This is a genomic window from Neolewinella agarilytica (assembly GCF_900110645.1).
In the GTDB taxonomy this organism is placed as follows: domain Bacteria; phylum Bacteroidota; class Bacteroidia; order Chitinophagales; family Saprospiraceae; genus Neolewinella; species Neolewinella agarilytica.
The window spans coordinates 101,486-124,202 of record NZ_FOFB01000009.1 but is presented as its reverse complement, the minus strand read 5'-3'; the positions used below and the strand labels follow the sequence as shown (position 1 = coordinate 124,202).

At 50.6% G+C, this 22,717-nt stretch carries 10 protein-coding genes; 1 reads left to right on the top strand and 9 read right to left on the bottom strand.

The window, feature by feature from the left end; all coding sequences use genetic code 11:
* Positions 1–176: 176 nt before the first annotated feature.
* The 9 genes from BM123_RS09850 to BM123_RS09810 all read right to left on the bottom strand — a co-directional run bounded on the left by BM123_RS09850 (position 177) and on the right by BM123_RS09810 (position 20,724).
* Positions 177–7,835, bottom strand: a complete 7,659-nt coding sequence (locus BM123_RS09850; RefSeq protein ID WP_175489318.1) for an SdrD B-like domain-containing protein — start codon at positions 7,833–7,835, stop codon at positions 177–179.
* 278 nt (positions 7,836–8,113) lie between these two features.
* A complete protein-coding gene (locus BM123_RS09845) occupies positions 8,114–11,824 on the bottom strand; it encodes a M14 family zinc carboxypeptidase (protein ID WP_175489317.1) in 3,711 nt (1,236 codons plus the stop codon).
* A 695-nt stretch (positions 11,825–12,519) separates the two neighbouring features.
* Complete coding sequence (gene tsf, locus BM123_RS09840) at positions 12,520–13,350, bottom strand: translation elongation factor Ts (protein ID WP_090167803.1); 831 nt, start codon at positions 13,348–13,350, stop codon at positions 12,520–12,522.
* A gap of 167 nt (positions 13,351–13,517) precedes the next feature.
* Positions 13,518–14,321, bottom strand: coding sequence for a 30S ribosomal protein S2 (gene rpsB, locus BM123_RS09835; RefSeq protein WP_090167801.1), 804 nt, complete (start codon positions 14,319–14,321; stop codon positions 13,518–13,520).
* Positions 14,322–14,475: 154 nt separating this feature from the next.
* Positions 14,476–14,865: a 30S ribosomal protein S9 gene (gene rpsI / locus BM123_RS09830; RefSeq protein ID WP_090167799.1), complete on the bottom strand. Its 390-nt coding sequence runs from the start codon at positions 14,863–14,865 to the stop codon at positions 14,476–14,478.
* A gap of 161 nt (positions 14,866–15,026) precedes the next feature.
* Positions 15,027–15,467, bottom strand: coding sequence for a 50S ribosomal protein L13 (rplM, locus tag BM123_RS09825; RefSeq protein WP_090167796.1), 441 nt, complete (start codon positions 15,465–15,467; stop codon positions 15,027–15,029).
* Positions 15,468–15,698: 231 nt separating this feature from the next.
* Positions 15,699–16,898 carry a GAF domain-containing sensor histidine kinase gene (locus tag BM123_RS09820; protein ID WP_175489316.1) on the bottom strand — a complete coding sequence of 400 codons (1,200 nt, stop codon included), beginning with the start codon at positions 16,896–16,898 and terminating at the stop codon, positions 15,699–15,701.
* 100 nt (positions 16,899–16,998) lie between these two features.
* The gene (locus BM123_RS09815; protein ID WP_090167793.1) at positions 16,999–17,379 is read right to left on the bottom strand and encodes a LytR/AlgR family response regulator transcription factor; all 381 of its coding nucleotides are present in this window, start codon (positions 17,377–17,379) and stop codon (positions 16,999–17,001) included.
* A gap of 111 nt (positions 17,380–17,490) precedes the next feature.
* On the bottom strand, positions 17,491–20,724 hold the full coding sequence (locus BM123_RS09810; protein ID WP_090167791.1) for a histidine kinase dimerization/phosphoacceptor domain -containing protein: 3,234 nt from the start codon (positions 20,722–20,724) through the stop codon (positions 17,491–17,493).
* Positions 20,725–20,912: 188 nt separating this feature from the next.
* Between BM123_RS09810 and BM123_RS09805 the strand changes: the two genes are divergently transcribed.
* A complete protein-coding gene (locus BM123_RS09805) occupies positions 20,913–22,694 on the top strand; it encodes a TonB-dependent receptor (protein ID WP_139211829.1) in 1,782 nt (593 codons plus the stop codon).
* Positions 22,695–22,717 lie beyond the last annotated feature (23 nt).

The window sequence follows — 22,717 nt, the reverse complement described above, 5'->3', positions numbered from 1 at the left end:
AAGGCGCAAACTCTTTGGGCTGGTAAAACAAGAACCCCGGTCACTTTTCAGTGCCGGGGTTAGAAAGTAAAGTACGCATAAGGCCTTGGGTCAGTTTGGAGAGACGCTAATACAAAGACAATTTATTGCCCAAGCCTTTCTGACAAAACACAAAAATAATACTATATATGGGATTGTTACTTCCCGTCCCAAAGAAGCTGCCCACAGTCAACATTAAGAACCTCAATTCTTAAGGCTGCGCTGCTCACGGTTGCACAGCTACTTGGCGGAACTAATTCACCGGGATCTCCACTGGATAGCACAAACGTAACAAATCCTCGTAAACCATCCTCCCTGCTTGGCAAATATTCAGCGGCAATGCCTAACTCGAAGGGGGCTAACAAGGCATTTCCATCAACATCTACGAAGGAACCAGTACCATCGGACGTGGACCATACCCCACCCAGTCTTTCCGGAGAGACAGAGGCTCCTTCCAACAGGTTAATCGGCTGGGTACTACAGATCGTGAATGGTTGGGATACTTCCACGGTAATGGCACAAGTCACCCCAACGTCCAGATTCCGGAATTCTTCGCCAGAATCAAGACCTCCCGTCGACTCGCTTCTCGCGACATCATCGCCAGGTCCATCCGGGATGGCATCAGAATCATCAATATCATCTCCCTGATTTGGTATGGTGAACTCGTACAGATCAGCATTAGCAATCATCGAAATATCGAAAACAACGTAGTAATCTCCGGGAGGAAGGTCGGTAAATTTATACGCTCCGTCCATATTGGTGATTAGTGGATCAACAGTATTACCGTTTACGTCCATTCCCGTAAATGGCATCATGGTCTCACTTTCATAAAGCGTTACGACAACTCCGGGTAAGGGTTCGTCTCCAACGGATTGGATTCCATCTCCGTCAATATCGATAAAGGCGGTATCTCCAAGGCATACCGGAGCGAATAGCCCCATATCAATTGTCATATCACCATTGGCGTCCCTTGCTGCCGTAGCATCATCCTGCACGTTGCCCTGATCCACCTCAGTGCCAGCCACTGAACCGTTAATCGGCTCGTCGCCAACAGACAGGGTGATTTCCGGGCTACAAATAGCGGTTCCCCGACCAGCGGGTTGCTGACCATTATCGTCGCCGTCAATTTGGTTATCCGTCAGCGAGGTGGCAATATCATAGGAGGAAACATTGAGTACCTCAAGTGGCTCTCCAACACCAAATTCGCTAGTGGGGATAACGACATAATATTCATCAGGCGTAAGACCCGTAAAAAGGTAGTCTCCTGTAGAATTTGTGGTTGTCGGCAATCCATCAGTTGGGGTGATTAAATCTCCATCTGAGCCGGCATCCAACAAGGTATCATCCGTTTCTCGATTGATATCGTCGTCCTTATTCCCTACCGTCCGGAAAAGCTGGACGACTACATTAGGGATGGCTGCCTCCCCGGCATCCTGACGACCGCTATTGTCTCCATCTTCGAAGACCGTGGAGCCGATGCTGAGCGGACGGAAGAAACCGAAGTCGACCGTCATATCGCCGTTGTCATCGCGGAGGGGCGAGGCATTGTCCTGGGTGGAGCCGGAGCCCGTTTCTTCGTCGGGGTCCGTACCGTCTTCCGGTTCGTCGCCAGCGGAGAGGGTGATGACGGGGCTGCACACTTCGGTCGCCGGGCCAGCGGGCTGCAGGCCGTTATCGTCGCCGTCCCGTTGGTTATCCGCCGCTGAGGTCGCGATGTCCGTAGACGAAATCGAGATATCGTTCAGCGCTTCGCCATCGGCGAAGTTGCCAGAGGGAATAACCAGGTAGTAGTCGCCCGGTTGGAGGCCGGTGACGAGGTAATCGCCGTTGGCGTCAGTTAACAGTGGCATGCCGTCAGTGGTCGTGGACAGATCGCCGTCGGAGCCTACATCGAGAAGAATATCGTCCGTTTCGCCGTTGGTGGCATCGTCTTTGTTACCCACAAGCTGGTAGATAACGAGCTCCACGTTGGGGATGCCGTCTTCGTCAACGTCTTGCAGGGCGTTATTGTCCAGGTCTTCGAAGACGGTGGAGCCGATGCTGAGCGGACGGAAGAAGCCGAAGTCGACCGTCATATCGCCGTTGTCATCGCGGAGGGGCGAGGCATTGTCCTGAGTGGAGCCGGAGCCCGTTTCTTCGTCGGGGTCCGTGCCGTCTTCCGGTTCGTCTCCAGCGGAGAGGGTGATGACGGGGCTGCACACTTCAGTCGCCGGGCCAGCGGGCTGCAGGCCGTTATCGTCGCCATCCCGTTGGTTATCCGCTGCTGAGGTCGCGATGTCCGTAGAGGAAATCGAAATGTCGTTCAGCGCTTCGCCATCGGCGAAGTTGCCCGAGGGAATAACCAGGTAGTAATCGCCCGGCTGGAGGCCGGTGACGAGGTAATCGCCGTTGGCGTCAGTCACCAGTGGCATGCCGTCAGTGGCCGTGGACAGATCGCCGTCGGAGCCTACATCGAGAAGAATATCGTCCGTTTCGCCGTTGGTGGCATCGTCTTTGTTGCCCACAAGCTGGTAGATAACGAGCTCCACGTTGGGGATGCCGTCTTCGTCAACGTCTTGCAGGGCGTTATTGTCCAGGTCTTCGAAGACGGTGGAGCCGATGCTGAGAAATGCAACGGACTTAAGGCCGACGTCGAGCGTATGATCGGTGGTATCAGCGGTACTATAGCAAATGGCCGGCAGCATGGTTCCATTGACATTCATCAGGATGGCATCTGAATCGTTAAGCCCCGGGCTATTGCCTTCGCCCGTTGAGTCTGCTGTAATGGTGTATTCAACACCACCAGCCAGGATTGTAGTATCCGTTGGTGCCGTTGCGGCATCGCCAAAGACGATGAGGTAGGTAGTATCTTTCAGGATCACATCGTCGATGTTTGTCCAGGTTTCGCCGGTCGTACCGTCGCCGGTGAAGTAATATTCTCCATCGGCAGTTGTAGTGGTAGTGGCGACCAGTGTCAGGTCTCCGTTATCATCTTTGGTGTAAAGAGAAACGGGGAGATTCTCTACGGGCTCCTCACAGGCATCCTGAACACCGTCTTCGTCGGTGTCGACCCAGGCGTAGTTTCCGATTTGGATGGGGGATTCGCCACAGATGATTTCCAAATCGCCTATACCCACCCCCTTACCAAAGGTTCCCACATCACTGGCATCGTAAAGCTGGAAGCCATTACTCGTACGCATACCGGTAGTTGTGCTCAATCGAATTATTCCACCAGTGCCGAAATTATTTCCTCCCGTAACCGGGTCGTAGGCATTAGCTATTACTTCTCCACTACCACTAAGCACCGCCAGCCCCCCAAGCGTAATCTCCGAATGGCCCGGAAATTCGTTCGGATTAGAAAATGTACCATTATTGTGGAAGAAATCGCCACCATAATATTCTCCGTGTCCATCCGGAAAGGCATTGTATTCCCCAGAATCTGAATTGAGGAAATGCCCATTTACGTTGGCACATTCCGGACTTTCGAGGGTAAACCCACCAGCGCCGTCTGCACAAGCGTGTAAAATATCTCCGGAGGAAGCCAGGCCGTAAAGCGTCGTTCCAGTGGGTCCGTAATTACCATTGCCTATTTGTAAGCCTGTACGGTCCAGAAAGCCCAGAATCATGTCTCCGCTATCCGTAAACTCAATATCAGTGAGCAACGGTTGAGGATAACCGATAACATTTGTAGGGTTAAAAAACACACATGAAAGGGGCACTTCGTTACTTTGCACCCAGGGAAACCAGCCATCAGAGGTATTACAGCTTCCATTATATTGATCAGGTGGTTCGCGGGTATAATCCAGGGAGAAATCCAATACTTCGTTGAAAGTACCATCGGATAGCTTGTATACGTAGGCACGTAGATCCGAACGGCCGGTTTCGTTGGTCAATGCATCTCCAGCAGTAGCGTTCTTGCCCGCCTCACTGCCATCACAAATGCTCCCTACATATACTTTGCCCTTATGGTACTGTACAGCCCAGGGGCGATAGTCGCCATTGGCGCATCCAGGGTCCGGTACAGGATAGCTGTTTACCAGTGTTTTGGTTGCTACGTCAATTTCGTAAAGCGTTTTGTCGAACAGATTCATCACGTAAAGGCGACTGTTATCTTCACTTAGGTCGATATCACCGATTCCAACTTTACCCGCTTTATCATATGCCTCTACGTCATTACTAGGTGCGGTTGGAGCTCCTAACCCACGGCCTGCATTATCAGGAATGGAACCTACATCAATACCAAGATCGTCATCGAGCTCTAGCCAGATCGTCCCGTTTGGATTGCTGGAAAACGGATCAATAGCGTAAATAGCATCAAGGCCACCGCTCCCGTCTGCCTCATAATGCAAACCGCTATGCCGCTTCAGCACTGCGGCCACTAACAACTCTTTTTCAGAAGTATTGTAAGACGCTCCCCAGGCAGAAGCAACCTGACCTACCGTTGAGACAGAACGTTTATCGTTTGGTCCAAGTCCTACATTTTCGTAGGACCAGGTTAAAACTGCTGCCTGCCCGCCAGTGTTGTCACCTCCGAGGTAACAGGTGGTAACTAATGAGACATCTTCGCCACAATAAGTACTGGGGTTTAGTACACCATAAATCACTTGACAGGTTGGTGCCTCTACGAACTGCACATTCGTGCCGTTGTTCATGCCTGCGACACCAGGCTGGAGGTAATCCTGCAATGGTGTGGAGAACTCCACACGAACGGGATAAGTGATATTGGTGTCATCTACACTCCAATCGCCATCAGCGTTAGTATAAGTGGTCGCGACGGGGACATCGTTATCGCATTCATAGACTTCGACGAGCACATTGCTTTGTCCAACTTCGCTTGCACCTGCGTCCGCGCCGTCGTTATTGAAATCATTGAAGACGTTACCGCCTAGGGCGTCAGTACAGGGATCGGTACAGGCGATGAGGTCAGCAGACGCGATTGTGGAGCAGGTTGACAACCCCGTAAAGGAGGCTTCCATTAAAAGGCCATTTGCCGGCTGGTTGAACGAAAATGGTCCAAAGGCTTGCGTTCCCGCAGGCGTAAGCGGTGTGAAAGGAGCCTGAGCGACACCATTGACGGTAACCTGAATCATGTCGGTAGTTGCGAGGATATAATCCCAATTAACGTCAAACGTCAGCATGAATTCCGTTTCGTTTGCACAAGCTACTCTGACGTTAGTGATAGATACATCACACGGGATGGCGGGGCTACAGCTTTCGAGTGAAGAAGAGGTAATGGCACCCGACATACAGGAATCATCCGTTGCATCCCGGAAGGAGATGTCAACGGTAGTGCCAGAAGCCGGCAAGGTGATGGTGGTCTGGGTTCCGGAACTTACCGCAGCGGTGACTTCGAGGCCATCGACCAACACGTCGTAGGCTCCGCTACCATTGGTTACTGTTGCCGTTACGACAATGTCGTAGGTGTCATCAGCGGTAACGGGGGTGCTCATGCCGTCGCAGGTTTCGGATACGATACTCCCCGAAACGGAACAGCCTACTCTTGCTCCAATGTCAAGGGTATGGTTATTCTCTCCGGCACCGCCTGTTTGAAAAGCAATAACTCCCGAACTATTGGCGTCCGAGTCATTGAGGTCACTCAGGTTATTGTTGGAAGAATCCCCGGAACCGTTAGGGAGGGTAAATTCTGTCACTGTATTCTCTACAGACTGAACATCAGCGAGGCTCACCCTGATTTCGTAACTCATGTTTGGCAGGACCTCTGTTTGCCCGTTCGACCAGGTCTGCTCTGTACTGTTGGTAAACTTGTAGGCGCCATTACCCTGAAGCGGATCTGCCGATGTGGTGGTTTCTGCCACTTTGGTCATTACTCCTCCAATATCCTTATACAACTCCACCAGTACTCCATTAAGGCCAGGTTCATCAGGGGTTTGAATACCGTCTCTGTTTGAGTCAAACCAAACGCGGTTGCCAATCTGGATCGGAGTGGGATCAGAAAGGGCGATCATATCTCCCAGGCCGTTGGCCTTGGCAAAGGTGGGTCCGTCATCATCACCGACCCCTACGGCGGTACTGAAGACCAGGAAGTTTTGCACTCGCTGGCCGTCACTGTTACGGTACCAAACGATACCCGCGTCGTAGAATTCTGTTGAGCTGTTGATGGGGTCTGTCACAATAGTGACAACTTCTTCCTGACCGGGAACGATGACCATACCACCTTGAGCGATTTCGTTGTGAAAATTGTCGTAATCATCCTGAGAGTAATATTCTCCCCCACCGGGGCCATTAGAATTCACATTGGGTGCTGTTGGTCCGGATATACCGCCACACGCTCCGCCAGACTCCAGCGTCCAGCCACTAGTGGGATCACCGCAAGCACGAAGAATATCTCCTTCAGCTACCCCGTCGTACATATTTTCAAAGGCCGGAGGGGCCCCATTTCCCGGATCCGGATCCGGGTTAATCGTAAAGCCTGCAGGTGCGGATTGCAGGTGTCCGGTCTGATCTCCAAAGCGGTCCCGTAGCCCGAGTACCATATTACCGTTTGCATCAAATTCAATGTCGGAAATCATGGGCTGTGGGTAAGAACGGTCCTGTGCAAGCGCTTTAGTGTTGTTGATGATTCTTGGAGGGCGATTAAAAACTGTCCATTCACTCACCCATGGATTCCAGGTAGCAGAGGTAGCTCCATAGCTGGAGTTGATGGCCAGACCTCGTCCGTAGTTAAGAGGAAAATTTAATACCGGAGTAAGGTTCACCAAGCCAGTTCCAGGATCGTATTCATATATATTAGCTTCCAAAGCTGTCCGGTCTCCCACCGGAGGGGTATTGACGTTACACACCGAGTTGGCAGGAATTTTTCCACCCGCCCAGGCTCCCGTGCTGGACTCTCCTGAACAGATCATACTGAAGTAGACTTTGCCATTATATACTCCCAGGCCAAAAGGGCGGGCATCGATAGCATTCCCACACGGTTGTGGCAGGGGAATGGCCGTTACCATAGCTGCGTCAGCTGCTGTATAAGGAGTAGCCTTAGCGGGAAAACTGTAAAGCTGCCGATCGAAGAGGTTGACGACGTAAAGGGTTTCTCCGTCTTCGGAGATATCGAGGTCACCAAAGCTCATTTTCCCTACCCAGTCCCAGGAATTGTTATCAAGTTCCCAGTCAGTAACCGACGCATTGTCCGCGGGGTGTGGATCGCCGGTAAGCGGTTGGGTAGGTATCCCAAGGGCATCAAAATCAATGTATTCTGTAATGGTGGGTGTTGCCGTATTAGGGTTTTGGACGCGGTAGATAATACCTGTTTTTCCATTTTCCTTAAACCCGGCATGTCGTTTCATGAAAGAAGCGACAAAAGCTGAGCGGGTATTTCGCTGGTATGCTACTCCGAAGGTAGATCCAATGTCTGATGCATCCGCCAGGGCAGCCTTGGGGCCGTTGAAGGTGCCGCCGTCGTCGCAAGTAGCGTTGATGCCTGCATCAAAACAACCAGAGTCGTAGTCGAAACGAATTAGTGTCTCTCCGGCACCCACAGATTGCGGGCCTTCGATAAAGCAGGTAGTGATTAAAGGAGGGTTAGGCTGGCTGTATTGGTCCGGATTCGCCAGTGCAACGGCTACTGTCTGGTTAGCAGTTGCAAAAAAGACCGTTGAAGAACCGACGGCCCCTGGCTGAAGGTCAACGGGAAGGCCGGTCACTTCTACCCGGTAAGTACCTGTTCCAGCTCCTACGTTCAGCAAATAGTTTCCACTATTCCCAATATTGTCTTGCGCAGCCAAAGCATTCAGATCATCATATGCTGTGACCGTTACTCCTGCTACCGGAGGTTCCGTGGATTGACGAATCCCATCCCCGTTAAAGTCTTTGAAGACTGAGACCATAATGTCATTAGGTCCGGATTGTTCTCTTATCAGATCGACAGTATCAGGCCAAGACATGGACCAAGGGAGGACTGAAAATAGCGCCAGCGCTATTCCAGAAATAAGGTTTATATTTTTCATGATATAAAAGCTATAAATCGAAAAGCCAAACGTGCTTACAGGAGAAATAAAAATCTTCCTTCCCGTTAGAAAAACAACAGTCTTTGGCCCGGGACACTGACCTGCCGATTAAAGACAGGCCAGCGCCAGAAAAGGGACCACTAGTAAATAATAAAACGCTAAGGTTGGACGATAAAACGTTTAGTCATCCGCCCTTCAGCCGAGCGGAGAGAGAAGTAATACATTCCCGCAGATAGATCCTGCAGATAGATATTAAGACCGGACTGCAGCGCATCAGAAGACGTTTGGCCTTCCATCACTACTTTGCCCGTTGCATCAACAACTATCCAGGATGGGGTTTCTTTCAGCTCTCCAACCGTCAGGCGGACCGTTAAATCTGTCCGGACCGGATTCGGATAAAGCTCTAAAACCGGAGAATCCGAAACAGGGCTGAACACTGAATTAGTAGAGACTGCTCTTCGGGTAACTCCACTGCCAAAGTCAACGGTATAATCCTCTACTTCTCCCCAGGAGTAACTCCCACAGCTGCTGGAGTTATAGGAGCCATAGCGCATTTGAATGCGCATGCGGCTGGTTCCCGTCAATCCACCCGGAACAATGAAAGAGCCATTTACAATTCCGGAACTGGCTCCCTGAAACACCTGTTCTCCGGCATCCGAAAAATCTCCATCTGCATTGTAGTCGACGTATACCGTCCAGTTCTCATTATATGAACCACCCGGGAAGCCAGGCGTCAATGATAAAGTCACCGTACCACTCAAGTTAAAAGTAGTGCTTCCGGTAAAGTCGGCATAACCGCCATTATTGCTGGAAGAATTGGTCGTTCCAGCAAAGGTTACAGACTGGATATACTCATACTGAGTATTAGCGCTTGAAGAACAGTAGGATATAGTACAGGCGATACAGTCCGGCCCACCACAATCGATACCCGTCTCGTTTCCGTTTTGAATCCCATCGGTACAGGTCGGACAGGCGGCACAATCCGGGCCACCACAATCAACACCAGTCTCACCACCATTCTGAATACCATCCGTACAGCTTTGACAAGCAGCACAATCCGGGCCGCCACAATCAATGCCCGTTTCGTTTCCGTTTTGTTCTCCATCAAAACAGGTTGGGCATTCCTGGCAGGCAATTCCGCCACAATCTATACCGGTTTCATCACCATTTTGAATTCCATCTGAGCAAGTATCGCAATCCCCACAGTCCGGGCCACCACAATCGACTCCAGTTTCTCCTCCATTCTGAATACCATCTGAGCAGGTTGGACATGGGGCACAGTCTGGTCCGCCACAATCCACGCCGGTCTCTTCGCCGTTTTGGATTCCGTCCGTACAGCTTGAAGAACCGGAGCCGCCGGGGCAAGATGAGACGACAATATCGTCCAGGTAAATCCAGTCGGAATTCCCGGAAGCATCACAACGGAAACGAAGGCGGGTGTTAGCCGTAAAAGGCCCCTGAATAGTAACATCTTCAAAATACCGAAGATTGTTTTGAAACTCATCTCCCCGGTTCCATTCCTCCACTATTGTATAGCTGCTTCCTCCATCGGTTGAGACCTGTAGCCAAAAATCTTCATTTACATTGTCCATACTAACGGGTACGTAGGTAAACGCAACATTGATTTCTGAATAGGCAGAGAGGTCTAAGATATCTGAAGTAAGAACGGAGGAAGAAGTATTGTCTCTTATTCTCGCGGAAATAGTTCCGCTGTTTGCATAAGTTGCATTGCTTATCCGCGTGCAATCTGAGCCACCATCGTTCCAGCTCCCGTAACCTGCTTCGAAGTCGTCCGAACTCAGCGTTACTGCTGTACAGTCGGTACTACAGGGTTCGCAATCCGGCCCACCACAATCAACAGCTGTTTCACTGCCGTTTTGAACGCCATCGGTACAGGTTGAACAAGGGGCACAATCCGGGCCACCACAATCAACAGCTGTTTCACTGCCGTTTTGAACGCCATCGGTACAGGTACTTATCAGCATTGGAGCATAATCCACTACTCGAAAATCATCAAAATAAAATCCGTCCGAACGAAGACTACTGTTACTGAAGGATACGAACCTGAATTGAACGGACTGACCAGAGTATGCGCTCAGGTCTGCTACTTGATTAGTCCAGCGTTCATTTCTCACAAAAGCAGGCTCTCCGCTGATGGTTTCCATGGCAGGGGTGGCGATATTGGTCCAGCTGCCTCCATTTACGGATACCTGCAGACGCACGTAGTCCGTATTAGTATGTAGCCCCCATTTAGCCGCAAATTCCAGTCGTGGGTTGCTGGTTCCTGCCAGTGAAATCGGAGCATTAGTAGTGAAAGACCGGCTACTGTTGCCAGCAGTATGACTCAGTCTGGAATCGACAAAGCAACTGGTTCCCGTATAAGCATCTGCTGTGGAGGTTTCCCAATTGTTGCCACTTCCCCCATTGCTCCAGGCATTGGAGCCGCTTTCGGCATCATCCGCAAAAAGCACGTTGGGCGTACCAACGGTAACAAAGAAAGAATCACGATCAGAAATCACACCTTCCTGGCTAACGTCAACATAGAATTTAACTTCCGTTCCCGCGGCAACGGCACCATCAACACTAAACGTAAAGGGAAGGCTGTTAGAAGCTGAAGTTCGGGAAGCAATATTCCCGTAGCTACGGGAGCCGTTAATCGCTACCACACCAGATACATCCGTAGACACCGAAACACTTACGTTTTGTGCAGACCGACTCAAACCTTTGTTCCGGATAAGAATATTCATCTCCAGAGGTGCTGCTGAAGACAAGCCAGAGTTACCAACCAATTCAAAGCCCTGAAAGTCTGCTAAAGCTCCAGCGACCCAGCAAGCGTATTCGTAAGGTTTAATCTGTTCATTAACCAATGGAATAATCTCAGGAATAGAAGGCCAGAATCCGGTGGTCCCGATTTCTGGTGTCCAGGAAAGGGAGCCAAGGCTTTCGTACATCCAGTTTTGAGTCGTACCGCTGGCATACCCCAAAATGATATCCGCATCTCCATAGATATAATCATTCTCATCAAGGCAATCACCGTTGAGTTCTGCATGAATGGCAAACTCTGCCTGTCCACTACTAAAATCGGGGCCCAGCCAGTATCCGCCTGATGTATGGGTTGTATAGGCGATGGACGCCCCAATCGAAGTAGTAAAGTCACGAATCGCCTGAGATTCTGGCTCAGAAAACGGGCCAGGTCCACGGTAAGAATCAGAACAAGTACTACTACTTGAACCGCTACCTCCCCAATCAGAATCATAATTCCGGTTAAGGTCTACCCCTCTGCAAGAACTTCCTGAATTGACCCTGCGGTTTTTACGCCATAAACCACCGCCGTTGGGGTTGGTGGTTCGGTTATACTCGTAACCGTCAGGGTTTACTACGGGAACGACAAAAATTTCCCGATTATTAACTACGTAGTTCATCCCGGGGTCAGATGCATAGTTCTCGAGAAGGTGAAACATGAAATTAATCACGGTTGCCATTGATGCAGGCTCCCGGGCATGGTGCAAAGCATCAAAATAAACGGGTGCTTCGGCAGCGCTCTCGTCTGTGTTCGGGTTGTCTGATATTTTGACAGCCCAGATCGTTCTTCCCTCAGTGGTCGTCCCAATACTGAAACGCTGCGTGATCAAAGACGGATATAAAGCGTACATCTCATCCAACTGTTGAAGCACTTCAGCATAAGTGTAAAATCCCCCCATACTGCCTAACTCAAAGCCGGCAGTAGACTTCGCGTTCGGAGCAGGTCGGTAGGTCTCCTGATCAGCAATATTTCTTTTTTCGATAGCTTTCGAAACATCCGCCGTAAGAAGATCGTAGGAGATACCCGCCGTAGTGAGTAGCGGCAGTTCAGATTGCCTGAGAATCATTGAGTTTTTCCCATGGTGGGGATGTACATGATCGAGATCGACCCCACTTTCTATCAACCTTTCGATGGATTGGTCATCGGCAAGTATAAACCTGACTTCTGAATATACATCAGCGCGGTCTTGTGCCGAAACGTACAAAGGAAGAAAAACAAGAGAAAACAAGAGGCATGCACTGGACTTGGTCCAGTGAAAAAAATTAGGTTTTGTCATGAGAAACATTATTAAAAACAAATACAACAATCCAATACGGATAGTGCGAGGAATTCAGGATTCCATCACAACAACAAAGCAAAATCGAAGGAAGAAGTGACGAGCTTTCACGCAGAAAATACTACATGACAAAAGCTACTCATCCTCTGCAGAAACAGAGGTTTTACAACGATTTATTTTTCATGATGGAATTCGCTTAAAACTTAAATCTGGAATAAAGCTAAGTAAAATTTTAACAACCAGGTCGTTTAACTGACAAATTCTGTTTGCTTAACACCTAAACTATCGTGTACTTTAAACAATATTTTTCAAATCTCCCACCCCATATATTCACTCTTATTAAGATAATCATTTAGCCTGATTGCCGGCCCAACACCAATTTATTCTCGGCCTTAACCGCTCCTTACAAGAATACCGCAAACACAAAGACGCCACGTTCCGATCAAAGGAACGTGGCGTCTTACTTAAAAGCCGTTTTAAGACTATTACACGAGTTCGACGTGCTTAAAGTCCGTCACTTCCAGACCTTTTTCAACCTCAGCAACAAATTGCTTTACCGTTTTCTTATTGTCCTTCACGAACTGCTGATTAACCAGCGTCTTCTCTTTGAAGAACTTGTTCAAACGGCCCATAGCGATCTTGTCAAGCATAGCTTCTGGCTTACCTTCCTGACGCGCAAGTTCCTTGGCAATGTCGATCTCTTTGTCCTGGGTAGCCTGATCAATGTTTTCTTTGTCCAGAGCGATTGGCTTCATGGCTGCAGCCTGCATGGCAACACTACGGCCAGCATCATAAGCAGCATCTGAGCTTGCACTCAGGCCAACAAGTACACCAGCACGGTTACCCATGTGAATGTATTCTGCTACCAGAGGAGCAGACAGTTGCTCGTAAGCGGTAACGTTGATCTTCTCGTTGATCTTACCGACCATTTCGGTCACCTTATCCTGAATGGTGAGGTCACCTTCCATGGGCAATGCCATAAGAGCATTTAGGTCAGCGGGCTTACCGGCCAGAGCTACGTCGGCAATTTTGTGAGCAAAAGCAACGAAGTCGTCATTCTTAGATACGAAGTCCGTCTCGGAGCTCAGGCGGATGATAATACCGTAGGTTTTGTCGTCGCTGATCTTAGCGATAACGGCACCTTCGTTAGCATCACGATCACCGCGCTTGGCAGCAACTTTTTCGCCGCGCTTACGCAGCACTTCGATGGCTTTGTCAAAATCGCCGTCAGCTTCCGCCAGGGCTTTCTTACAATCCATCATTCCGGAACCGGTCATGTCCCGTAGTTTCTTTACGTCTTGGGCTGAAATGGCCATAGCGTATTATAATTTAAGTAATTCTAAATTTTATTTGGGGTGGGCCCTGGGTGGTAACCGCTGTGCCCGGTAGAGTAGTATAATAGTAAGGTAGTAATGATAGTATGATAGTAGCGGCAACGATGGCCAACTACTATTATACTATCATTACTATCATGCTACCACAACTATTCCGCTGCCGGAGCAGTAGGCTCTTCCGCTGCCGGGGGAGCGGGAGTCTCCGCAGCTGCAGGAGCAGCAGCTTCAGCCGGCTTCGCACTTGCTTTCTGGTCTTTCTCTTCGCTACGCTCGGAGAGACCCTGCTTGATACAGGCCGTGAGGTAATCGATGACCGCTTTGATGGACTTCGAAGCGTCGTCATTTCCCGGAATCGGGTAGTCAACGCTGGTAGGGTCGGCGTTGGTGTCGACAATACCGAAAGTACGCATGTTGAGCTTCTTGGCTTCGGCCACGGCAAGGTGCTCGTGTACGATGTCTACCACGAAGATAGCGTTGGGGATACGGCTCATGTCCGCAATACCACCCAATACTTTGCTCATCTTCTCGTGCTCACGCGTCAGCGTCAGTTTTTCCTTCTTGGTCACACTGTCGAGGGTACCATCTTCAAGCATCCGCTGAATGTTCTGCATCTTACGGATAGAACGGCGAATGGTGTTGAAGTTGGTCAACATACCACCCTGCCACCGGTCAGTGACATATGGCATGTTCACTTCCGTAGCAGCAGCGGTAATGATATCGCGGGCCTGCTTCTTGGTAGCAACAAAGAGAATCTTTTTTCCAGCGCGTGCAATCTGACGCATCGCGTTTCCGGCACGGTCCATTCCGGAAATCGTACTGTTAAGATCGATGAGGTGAATGCCGTTTTTTTCACCGAAGATGTAGTTAGACATCTTTGGGTTCCACTTGCGGCGTAGGTGGCCGAAGTGTACGCCAGCTTCGAGCAGCTCCTGGTGGGTGGGCTTAGTAGCCATGGGGAGTGATATTTTCAGTCCTTATTACCCGCGTAGGGTTTTGGACGTGGATTAGAGATTGTCCTGCAAGTTGCAAGTTGCAGGTTGGAAGTTGCAGGTCAATGAGGTAGGTAAGTCACAAGGCAACCTGTAACCTCTAACCTGCAACCAGAAATTAACGCTTAGAGAACTGGAAGCTCTTACGCGCCTTGGGCTTACCGTACTTCTTACGTTCCACAACGCGGGCGTCACGGGTAAGCATTTTCTGGCTCTTAAGCGGGCTGCGAAAATCTTCGTTGAGCTTCACCAGCGCGCGGCTGATGCCCATGCGAATAGCTTCTGCTTGTCCTTTGATACCACCGCCGGCAACGTTGACCATGATATCATAGATAGCATTGTCCACCTCGATGATGCTGAAAGGCTGAACGATCGCAGGCTGAAGGTGCTTCTGGGGGAAGTATTCTTTGTAATCTTTACCGTTGATGGTAATTTTTCCGGACCCCTGAGAGAGGTAAACGCGTGCTACGGAAGCTTTGCGTCGGCCAATGGCATTGATCTTTTCCATAAGTAATGGATTAAGGGAGAAAAGAGAACAGGAGGGTATCCAATTCCGGCTTTGTCCCGGGTTTTTTATTTTTTGGGCGCGGACGCAGGTGCAATAAATGTTGAAATGCAGGGCTTGTGTACCCCCTTACTTCTTTATTCCTTTTGTCCCTTTGCAACCCTTTATTTGAGTTCCGTCGGCTTCTGAGCGGAGTGCGGATGCTCAGCACCGGCGTAAATGTGCAGCTTCTTGATCTGCGCACGACCAAGCTTGGTCTTAGGCAGCATGCCCTTAATGGCCATTTCAAGAATCCGTTCTGGCTTGCGGGCCATCAGGTCACGTGGGGTTGCCTTACGCTGACCACCGGGGTAACCGGTGTGGCGGAGGTACTCCTTATCGGTGAACTTCTCTCCCGTAAAGCGAACCTTATCACAGTTTACGATGATTACGTGATCGCCGTTATCAAAGTGAGGGGTGAAGTCCGGCTTGTGCTTGCCGCGAAGAACGGTAGCGACCTTAGAGGCCAAACGACCTACAATCTCTCCTTCCGCGTCAATTACGTGCCACTGGCGCTCCACCGATGCGGCATTGGCCGACTTGGTCTTGTAGCTAAGTGTATCCACTGTATTGCTTAATTTTATTTGTGTTATCACCCAGGCAAATTCCTCCCTTTCCGGGTGTCCTCGCTTAAGCGGCTGCAAAGGTAGATGCTTTAGCCTCGATAAACAAGCCTTTTACAACTTATTTTTCAACAGCAACCTTTATAAGTCACTGAAAAACAGTCAAAATTTCGCACAGAACTGAAAATGACTACTTCAGGAAGGGTACGTACCGCGCCTTCTGATCAACAAAAATCAGGCTTCCAGAGTCACCGTGAAAACACTGCCGGTTCCTACCGTAGAGGACAAACTCACCGTACCCCCTAACATTTCCGCCATTCTTTTCACGATGGTAAGCCCCACTCCGTGTCCTTCTCCGCCTTTCGCCGGGGCCGTTGTGTAAAACATAGAGAAAACTTTTCGCAGTTCCTCTTCCGCAATACCCGGGCCGTTATCAGCTACGCCTATTTCATATTTACTGCCGGCTTTGGTACAGCTGACCCGGACCAGCGTATCGGTTTTGTCGCTGAACTTGAGCGCATTCCCGATAAGGTTTTGCAGAATATGCTCTATGGCTAGCTCTGAGGTTTGCAGGTGGCTCACCTCTCCCACGAATTCTATACGGCTGCCGGCAGAAGGCTGCAGCCGTTTGCTCAGTGTATCTATTACTGCATGCAGGTCCACCCGCCCGATGTTGTCATCAAGACCATTAAACGCTACGCTGTAGCGTAATACGCCCTGAACCATTTCCCTGGCATCTGCCGAAAGCGCTCCCAGAGTGCCCAGCATCTTCAGCCCGTCTTCGTTCAAACAGTCTTGATGATCCTCCCTCAATAGTTCGGTGTATTGCTGAATACTCCGTAGGGGGGCTTTCAGGTCATGAGCCACCAACTGGCAAAACTCCTTCAGGTTATTGTGAGACCACTCAAGCTGATTATGCTTCGCTTCAGTTTGCTGTAACGCCTGCCGTAGCTCCAGCAACTTTACTACCTGCCGGCTCAGCCGGCGCAGGGCATCCAGTTGGTCTTCCGTTAGTTCACGGGGTTGCAAATCGAGCACACAGATCGTTCCCAGCGCATACCCTTCCCGGGTTAGCAGAGGCACGCCAGCATAAAAAACGGCGCGAGGGCTCCCCACCACAAAGGGATTATCCGCAAACCGGTCATCGCTGCGCATATCCTTAACGACCGTTGGGTGTTCAGGATCAAGGATAGAGTGGGCACAGAAAGCAATATCCCGACCGGTCTCCCGTAAGTCAGGGTCAACTCCCAGTGTGGATTTATACCATTGCCGGTCCTTATCAATTAAACTGATCATAGAGACCGGAGCCCCACATATCTGAGAAGCAATAAAGGTCAGGTCATCATACTCCTGCTCGCGATCACTGTCGAGGATGTTGTAGCGCCTGAGATTCTCGAGTCTGGCGAGTTCGTTCTTAGGCAATTGAGCTTTCACGATAGCGAAGATAAGCACGTCCCTGACTCCCTCCTACACGATAGGGTTCATTCTAAACAAATGTCTTTCCTATATCATTCAGGCCATCCGGCCTTGAGACTCACTTGCCAATAACCCTGAGGCGCCCCAGCAACGAAGCCCGACAGCTTCTGCTCAACGGAAGAAGCTGCTTACCGGATAAAATTGTACCGTCCTCAATCTGGTCGATGTGTAAGACATTAACCAGGTAGGAACGATGGACGCGAACGATATTATCAGAAGGCAGCTGCTTTTGTAACACCCCCAGGGCAAGGGAAAGGGTAAACTCCCGCCCGTCAGTGGTGACCAGCCGGCAATAAGCACGGTGTGCTTCCACATAGCGGATATCAGAAGTCATAATCCTAATCATACGTTTCTTGTAGTGGATGTAAATACGATCCTGGCAAGGGTTGGGAGATCGGGGATCAGAGGTGATGGAGAGTTGTCCGTGCTGAAAAGTCATAACGTATTTGTTTACTATGACCAATATTCACGGATCGGGCCTTCTTTCCATTGGGGTCCTTTCCGAAAGGGCAGTTTCACTTTCCGAAGCAAAAAAACCTTCCCTGATCAATCATTCCGGAGGAGCCGCTACCTCAAAAAGCACCTCTGTCTTCAATCCACCGTCATTCTCTTCGGTTAGGGTACCTCCCAGCTGCCGGGTAAGTAAATTGACCAGTCGACTGCCGAAACCAGTGCCGGTGGCCCCGGCAGCAAAGTCCTTGCCCTTGCCATTATCCTTAACGGTAAGGCGATAGGTCTTCTTCGTCTCCTTGCTCAGTTTAACCTCCACTGCACCTGCGGCTGCGCCCTCGCCTTGTTCCGTATAAGCATACTTAATGGTATTGGTCAATAACTCATTGATGATGAGGCCAAGTGGGACAGCGGTGTCAACATCCAGTTCCAGGGGGGCCATATCCACCTTTACCTTTAATTTCTCTTCGGCCTCAAAAGACTCCAGCAAGCTACTTGCCAGTTCTCCGAAGTAGCCTTTCATTTCAATGGCCGCCAGGTTCTCTCCCTGATACAGTTTCTGATGGAGCAGCCCCATGCTTTGCACCCGGCTCTGGCCGGCCTGCATCGCGTCGCGCGCTTCCGAATCGGTAAGGCCTGCCGATTGTAGCTCCAGCAAGCTGGAGACTACCTCCAGATTATTCTTCACCCGATGGTGAATTTCCTTAAGGAGCAACTCGTTCTGATCGCTCTTCTTTTGGATCTCATCGCGCTGTTGTTTGATTACTGCGGCTTCCTGGAGGGCCAGCGCCTCTGCCTGTCGGCGAAGCTGGAAGCGCAGGAACCAACGGATCATCAGGGCCAGTAAGCCCAGACCAATGAGCGCCGCCCACCAAGTCAGGTACCAGGGGGGAGAGACTTCGATCTTAGTCGGAACCTCGTTCTCCACCCAATCTCCGTTCGTTGTTTGGGACCGGACCCTGAATTTATAGACCTTGGGGAACAGGTAGGCGGGCAGGTTGGTGTACCGAAGGCTGGCGTCTTTAGACCAATCCGACCATTCTTCATCGTAGCCTTCCAGTTTGGTTTGATATTGTTTTTTCCTGTTATCATAATCCAGGGCAGCATAACTGAAATAAGCTTCATTTTTTCCCCAGCCATTCTGGTATAAATCGTTTTCTCTCACGTAGAGGGCAAAGGAGTCTTTTGCGTGCCTTGCTAACTCCGGACGATAAGCCGCCAGCCCTTTTTCAGACCCGAAAAAGATGGTTCCGGTTTCGTCTAGTACCGTACACTGTGGTCCGTATCCGATTTCGCCACGAAGGCCATCTGCTTTACGGATGACATTGAGTAATTCGTAGTTCTCCAAATGCACTTCACACAGACCCAAACCGGTGACAACCCACGCCCGGTTTCGGTCTGGATCAAAAGCAATGTCAGTGGGCGTGCGTAAGGTGTCTTGCAAAGAGACGAATTCCCGGGCTTTAAGCGTATTAAGATCAAGGATCAATACTCCACCGGGAACACCAGCCCAGAGCTCATTTTCCCATTTTCGTATGATCGTTATGGCGGGGAATACAACATCATTCCAAATCAGGGGAATGTGTTCAAAAAGCCCCGTATCCCGGACGCCAGCAAAGGATCTGTTTTTAGAAACAGCCTTGCCTTTGGTTGCGAGACGCTGCACTTCCTCGAAGGTAAATGGCTCTTTGGAGCGGAAAATACCCGTCTGGATGTTAGCGGCAATAACATGCTCCTGCTCGTCTTTTTCATAAAAAGTCAGGACTGCTGTTTCCAGGCCTGTTTCCTTGGTAAAAAGGTACCAGGGCTCATCGTCAGAGAGTACCATTCCGAAGGTACCATTCCCTCCCCAGATGGATGGAACCGGGTCTCCACCAGATGCTCTTTCCAAATTTAATGCACTTGGGACGTAGGACGAAAGTGAGGGGATCTGATGGATGAGGTAAGGCCGGTCAAATAAATTGAGGGTTTTACTGGCCACCCTGATATCGTGAGGGTTTGATTCGGGGGTAAGTAAATTGATGCCCCTTTGACGGGAGGAAGCCCAAATTCGCCCTTCATCATCGGATGCGACTCCCAAGACCTGTGGATAGGGTAAACCTTCTGCTTCGCCGACTGCAGTCCAGGTGCCTTCTTCCGAACGAAGAAGTAGCCCCTGAGAAGTACCGATGGTCAGCCACTTCCCTTCGGGTCCGGTCATTCGGGCCGCCTGTACAGTAGCTTCATCTCCCAGGCCGGTACTCAAGCCGGTAGAATGCAGGTTCGGGCTCAAATAAGCCCGGTAGTCTACCGGCATTCTCGCCAGGCCATCGTTGGTGGCCAACCAAATATTACCGGTCCTTCCCTTAAAGATATCGAGTAAGGGTTTGACATTGAGGTCCAGAGCAGAATCGTAAATCCGGCGGATAGAGAGTGTGTTGGTGTTGATCTCGATCAGATTGCCAGTCGATTGAACCAGCATTGTTTCGTTATCAGGAAATACAAAATTTTCCTTCACAGCTCCCATCTCCAGCTCCCGGATATTATTCTTAATGTCTTCCAGCGGTTTGGCTAGAGGAGCGTCTGCCATAAACAGTCTTTCTGCCCCCTTCCAATACAGGCGGTCACCGGGTCCAAAATGGATGTTTCCAACTGTACTTCCCGGAAGTTCTACTTGTTCCATGGTGTCTCCCACCTCATAGTCGATTGGAACACGATAAAGCCGGCTCGCATCCCGGTCGAGCAGATAAGCCTGCTGCTCTTTGAAAGCTATCATTAAACCACCAAACACTCCGGTTGGCGGTGCAATGGTATCAGCAGAAACAGTCCCCTCGGCATCGACATGATACCGGATCAGCAAGCTATCTACTGATGCCGCCCAGAGGTTGCCCAGCTCATCCTTCTTAAGAGCAGAGACCTCTACATCCAAAAGAGGTAATCCGGGCAGAGAATCGAGAAACACTCCGTCCTTGGGGAGAATTCCATTAAGGAAGGGCTTGCTGGATCGCTGAACACCACCTCTCTCAGAAGCTGTGTTTCTGGTGCCCAGCCAGATGAATCCCAGTTCATCCTGACTGACGTACCAGACATTAGTGGAGAGGCCGTTTTCGAAGCCGTAAGGGATCATTTTTTCGCCATCATAAACGCCCAATCCATCGGGATATCTAGACATCCATAGCATACCCGCCTGGTCAATATGCACCACCTCCATTGACTTTTCGTAGACATCTCCATTGGGGAGTAAGACTTCCACCTCTTCAACGGGGAGCCATTGCCCGTAAAGCTTACCGCAACAGGAGACAAGTATGAATGAGATGGTGATCTGGAGAAAGAGAATGTTTTTCAGCGCTGCCATTCCTCAAGATGGGAAAAAAACCTTGACAAGAGAGAAAAACACGTAGTTACACCTGGTGATAAAAACCTTCGGAAAGTAATACTGCCTCTTCGGAAAGAGCTTCTTTCCTCCTTGCGGGCAACGGCTTAAAATTGAATCAAATAAGGAAGAAAGCGATTTCCCCCCTATTCGATTAAAGCTCTTTTGCCATGCCCAATTCATCCCGACACACACTGCTTTTTGTTCTTTTGCTTGCATCCTGCGTCAGCGCCGCACAAGATGTAGAGGCGACCGTTAACCGGTTAAAGAACCTGAAAGAGCAGCAGCTCAGCATCACCGGTGGCATTAATCTGACGAGTCAGTTTTACGATGCAGTGGGCATTGCTAACCGGCGGGACAACTTCCAATGGGTTGCCCGGGCAAATCTTAACTTCAGCTTTTTGGGCATCAATGCCCCATTCAGTTTCGTCTTTTCGGAAGCTAACCAAAACTTTGGCTTACCCTCCTATTCCTTTGTTGGCATCAGTCCCCGCTACAAGTGGGCAACGCTGCATGCCGGAGACCGAAGCATGAGCTTTAGCCGATACACTATGGGCGGCATCAGCTTCCGGGGGGGAGGGCTTACGCTGGAACCCGGCAAGTTTCATTTTTCGGGCTTTTATGGCAAACTGAACCGTGCTCTGGCCAACGACCTTAACACTCTGGGCGACCTTAATGGCTTTTATCAACGTAATGGCTATGGCTTTCGGATGGGCTACGGCGGTAAATCGACCGCCGTATACGCCAATTTCTTCGCCGCCGACGATCAGGAGGCTGACGGACTGCCGCCACAGACGGAGCTCGGTCCCGTTCTCGGCCTCCAGAACAACAAGGTAATCAGTATCGAAGGGCGGCAGCAGCTCGGCAAAAACATCTCGCTTTTCGGTGAGCTGGCCCACTCCGCCTTCAACGGTAACCGCTCGGCCGCACCGCTTACCGACGCCGACACCAACTTTGGCAACTCCCTGCTCGGCCTTTTCTCACCAACCGAAGAGACCCAGACCGGCCAGGCTTACCAGATCGGCCTAGCCTACAACCAGCAGAAATACGGATTGCAGGCCCGCTACGAACGCATCACGCGGGGCTTTCGAACGCTCGGGGCTTTGTTCTTTAATAAGGACTCGGAAAACATCACCCTTGGCCTCAACCGCAATTTCCTGGAAAACAAGCTGACGATTTTCGTCAATGGTGGCCTGGAGCGCACGAACCTCGACAGTGAGGAAGAGGAATCCACCAACCGCATCATTGCCTCCGCCAACCTCAATTACCGCCCTACCGATAAATGGATGCTGAGCGGCGGCTACAGCAACTTCCGCAACGACACCAAACTGCGGGCTCGCACGAACTTGCTCGCGCCCGTCGACAGCATCTTCCTGGCTCAGGTAAACCAGAGTGCCAACGTAATGGTAATGCGCCAACTGGGCAACAAAGACAAGCCCTCCTCCGTCCGCCTGATGCTGATGCGCCAGCAAGCCAACAACATTATCAACGACGAAGTGAACGCGAACGCCAACAGTCTGGTGACGATTGCCTCGTTGGCCTACACTGCTGGCAACCCTGAGGCAGGCCTGCAGTGGAATACCGGCCTGACTTACAACAGGACCAACATCGGCATGATCAGCAACAATGCCCTCTCTCCTACCCTGGGCGTCAACAAAAACTTTTTCAACAACGCCCTGGCTACACACCTGCAGTCGGCCCTCAGCCTGACTGAGCAAAACGGTGACAACAACCGCGTCTTCAACCTTTCACTGGGCGGCACCTACCGGCTGGCCAACAGCCACCGGCTAGGTCTGCGGGCCAACCACATCAACCGCTTTGGCTCCGAGCTGGCCGACCGCAACTTCCGGGAGTGGTACGGTTCGCTGACCTATGGCTACAGCTTTGGCGGGGCTTTAGGACGGAAAGAAAAGCCCGCCACCGAATCGCCTCCAACACCAGAGAAAAAGTAACGAACACCTATTGCTTTTGCTTC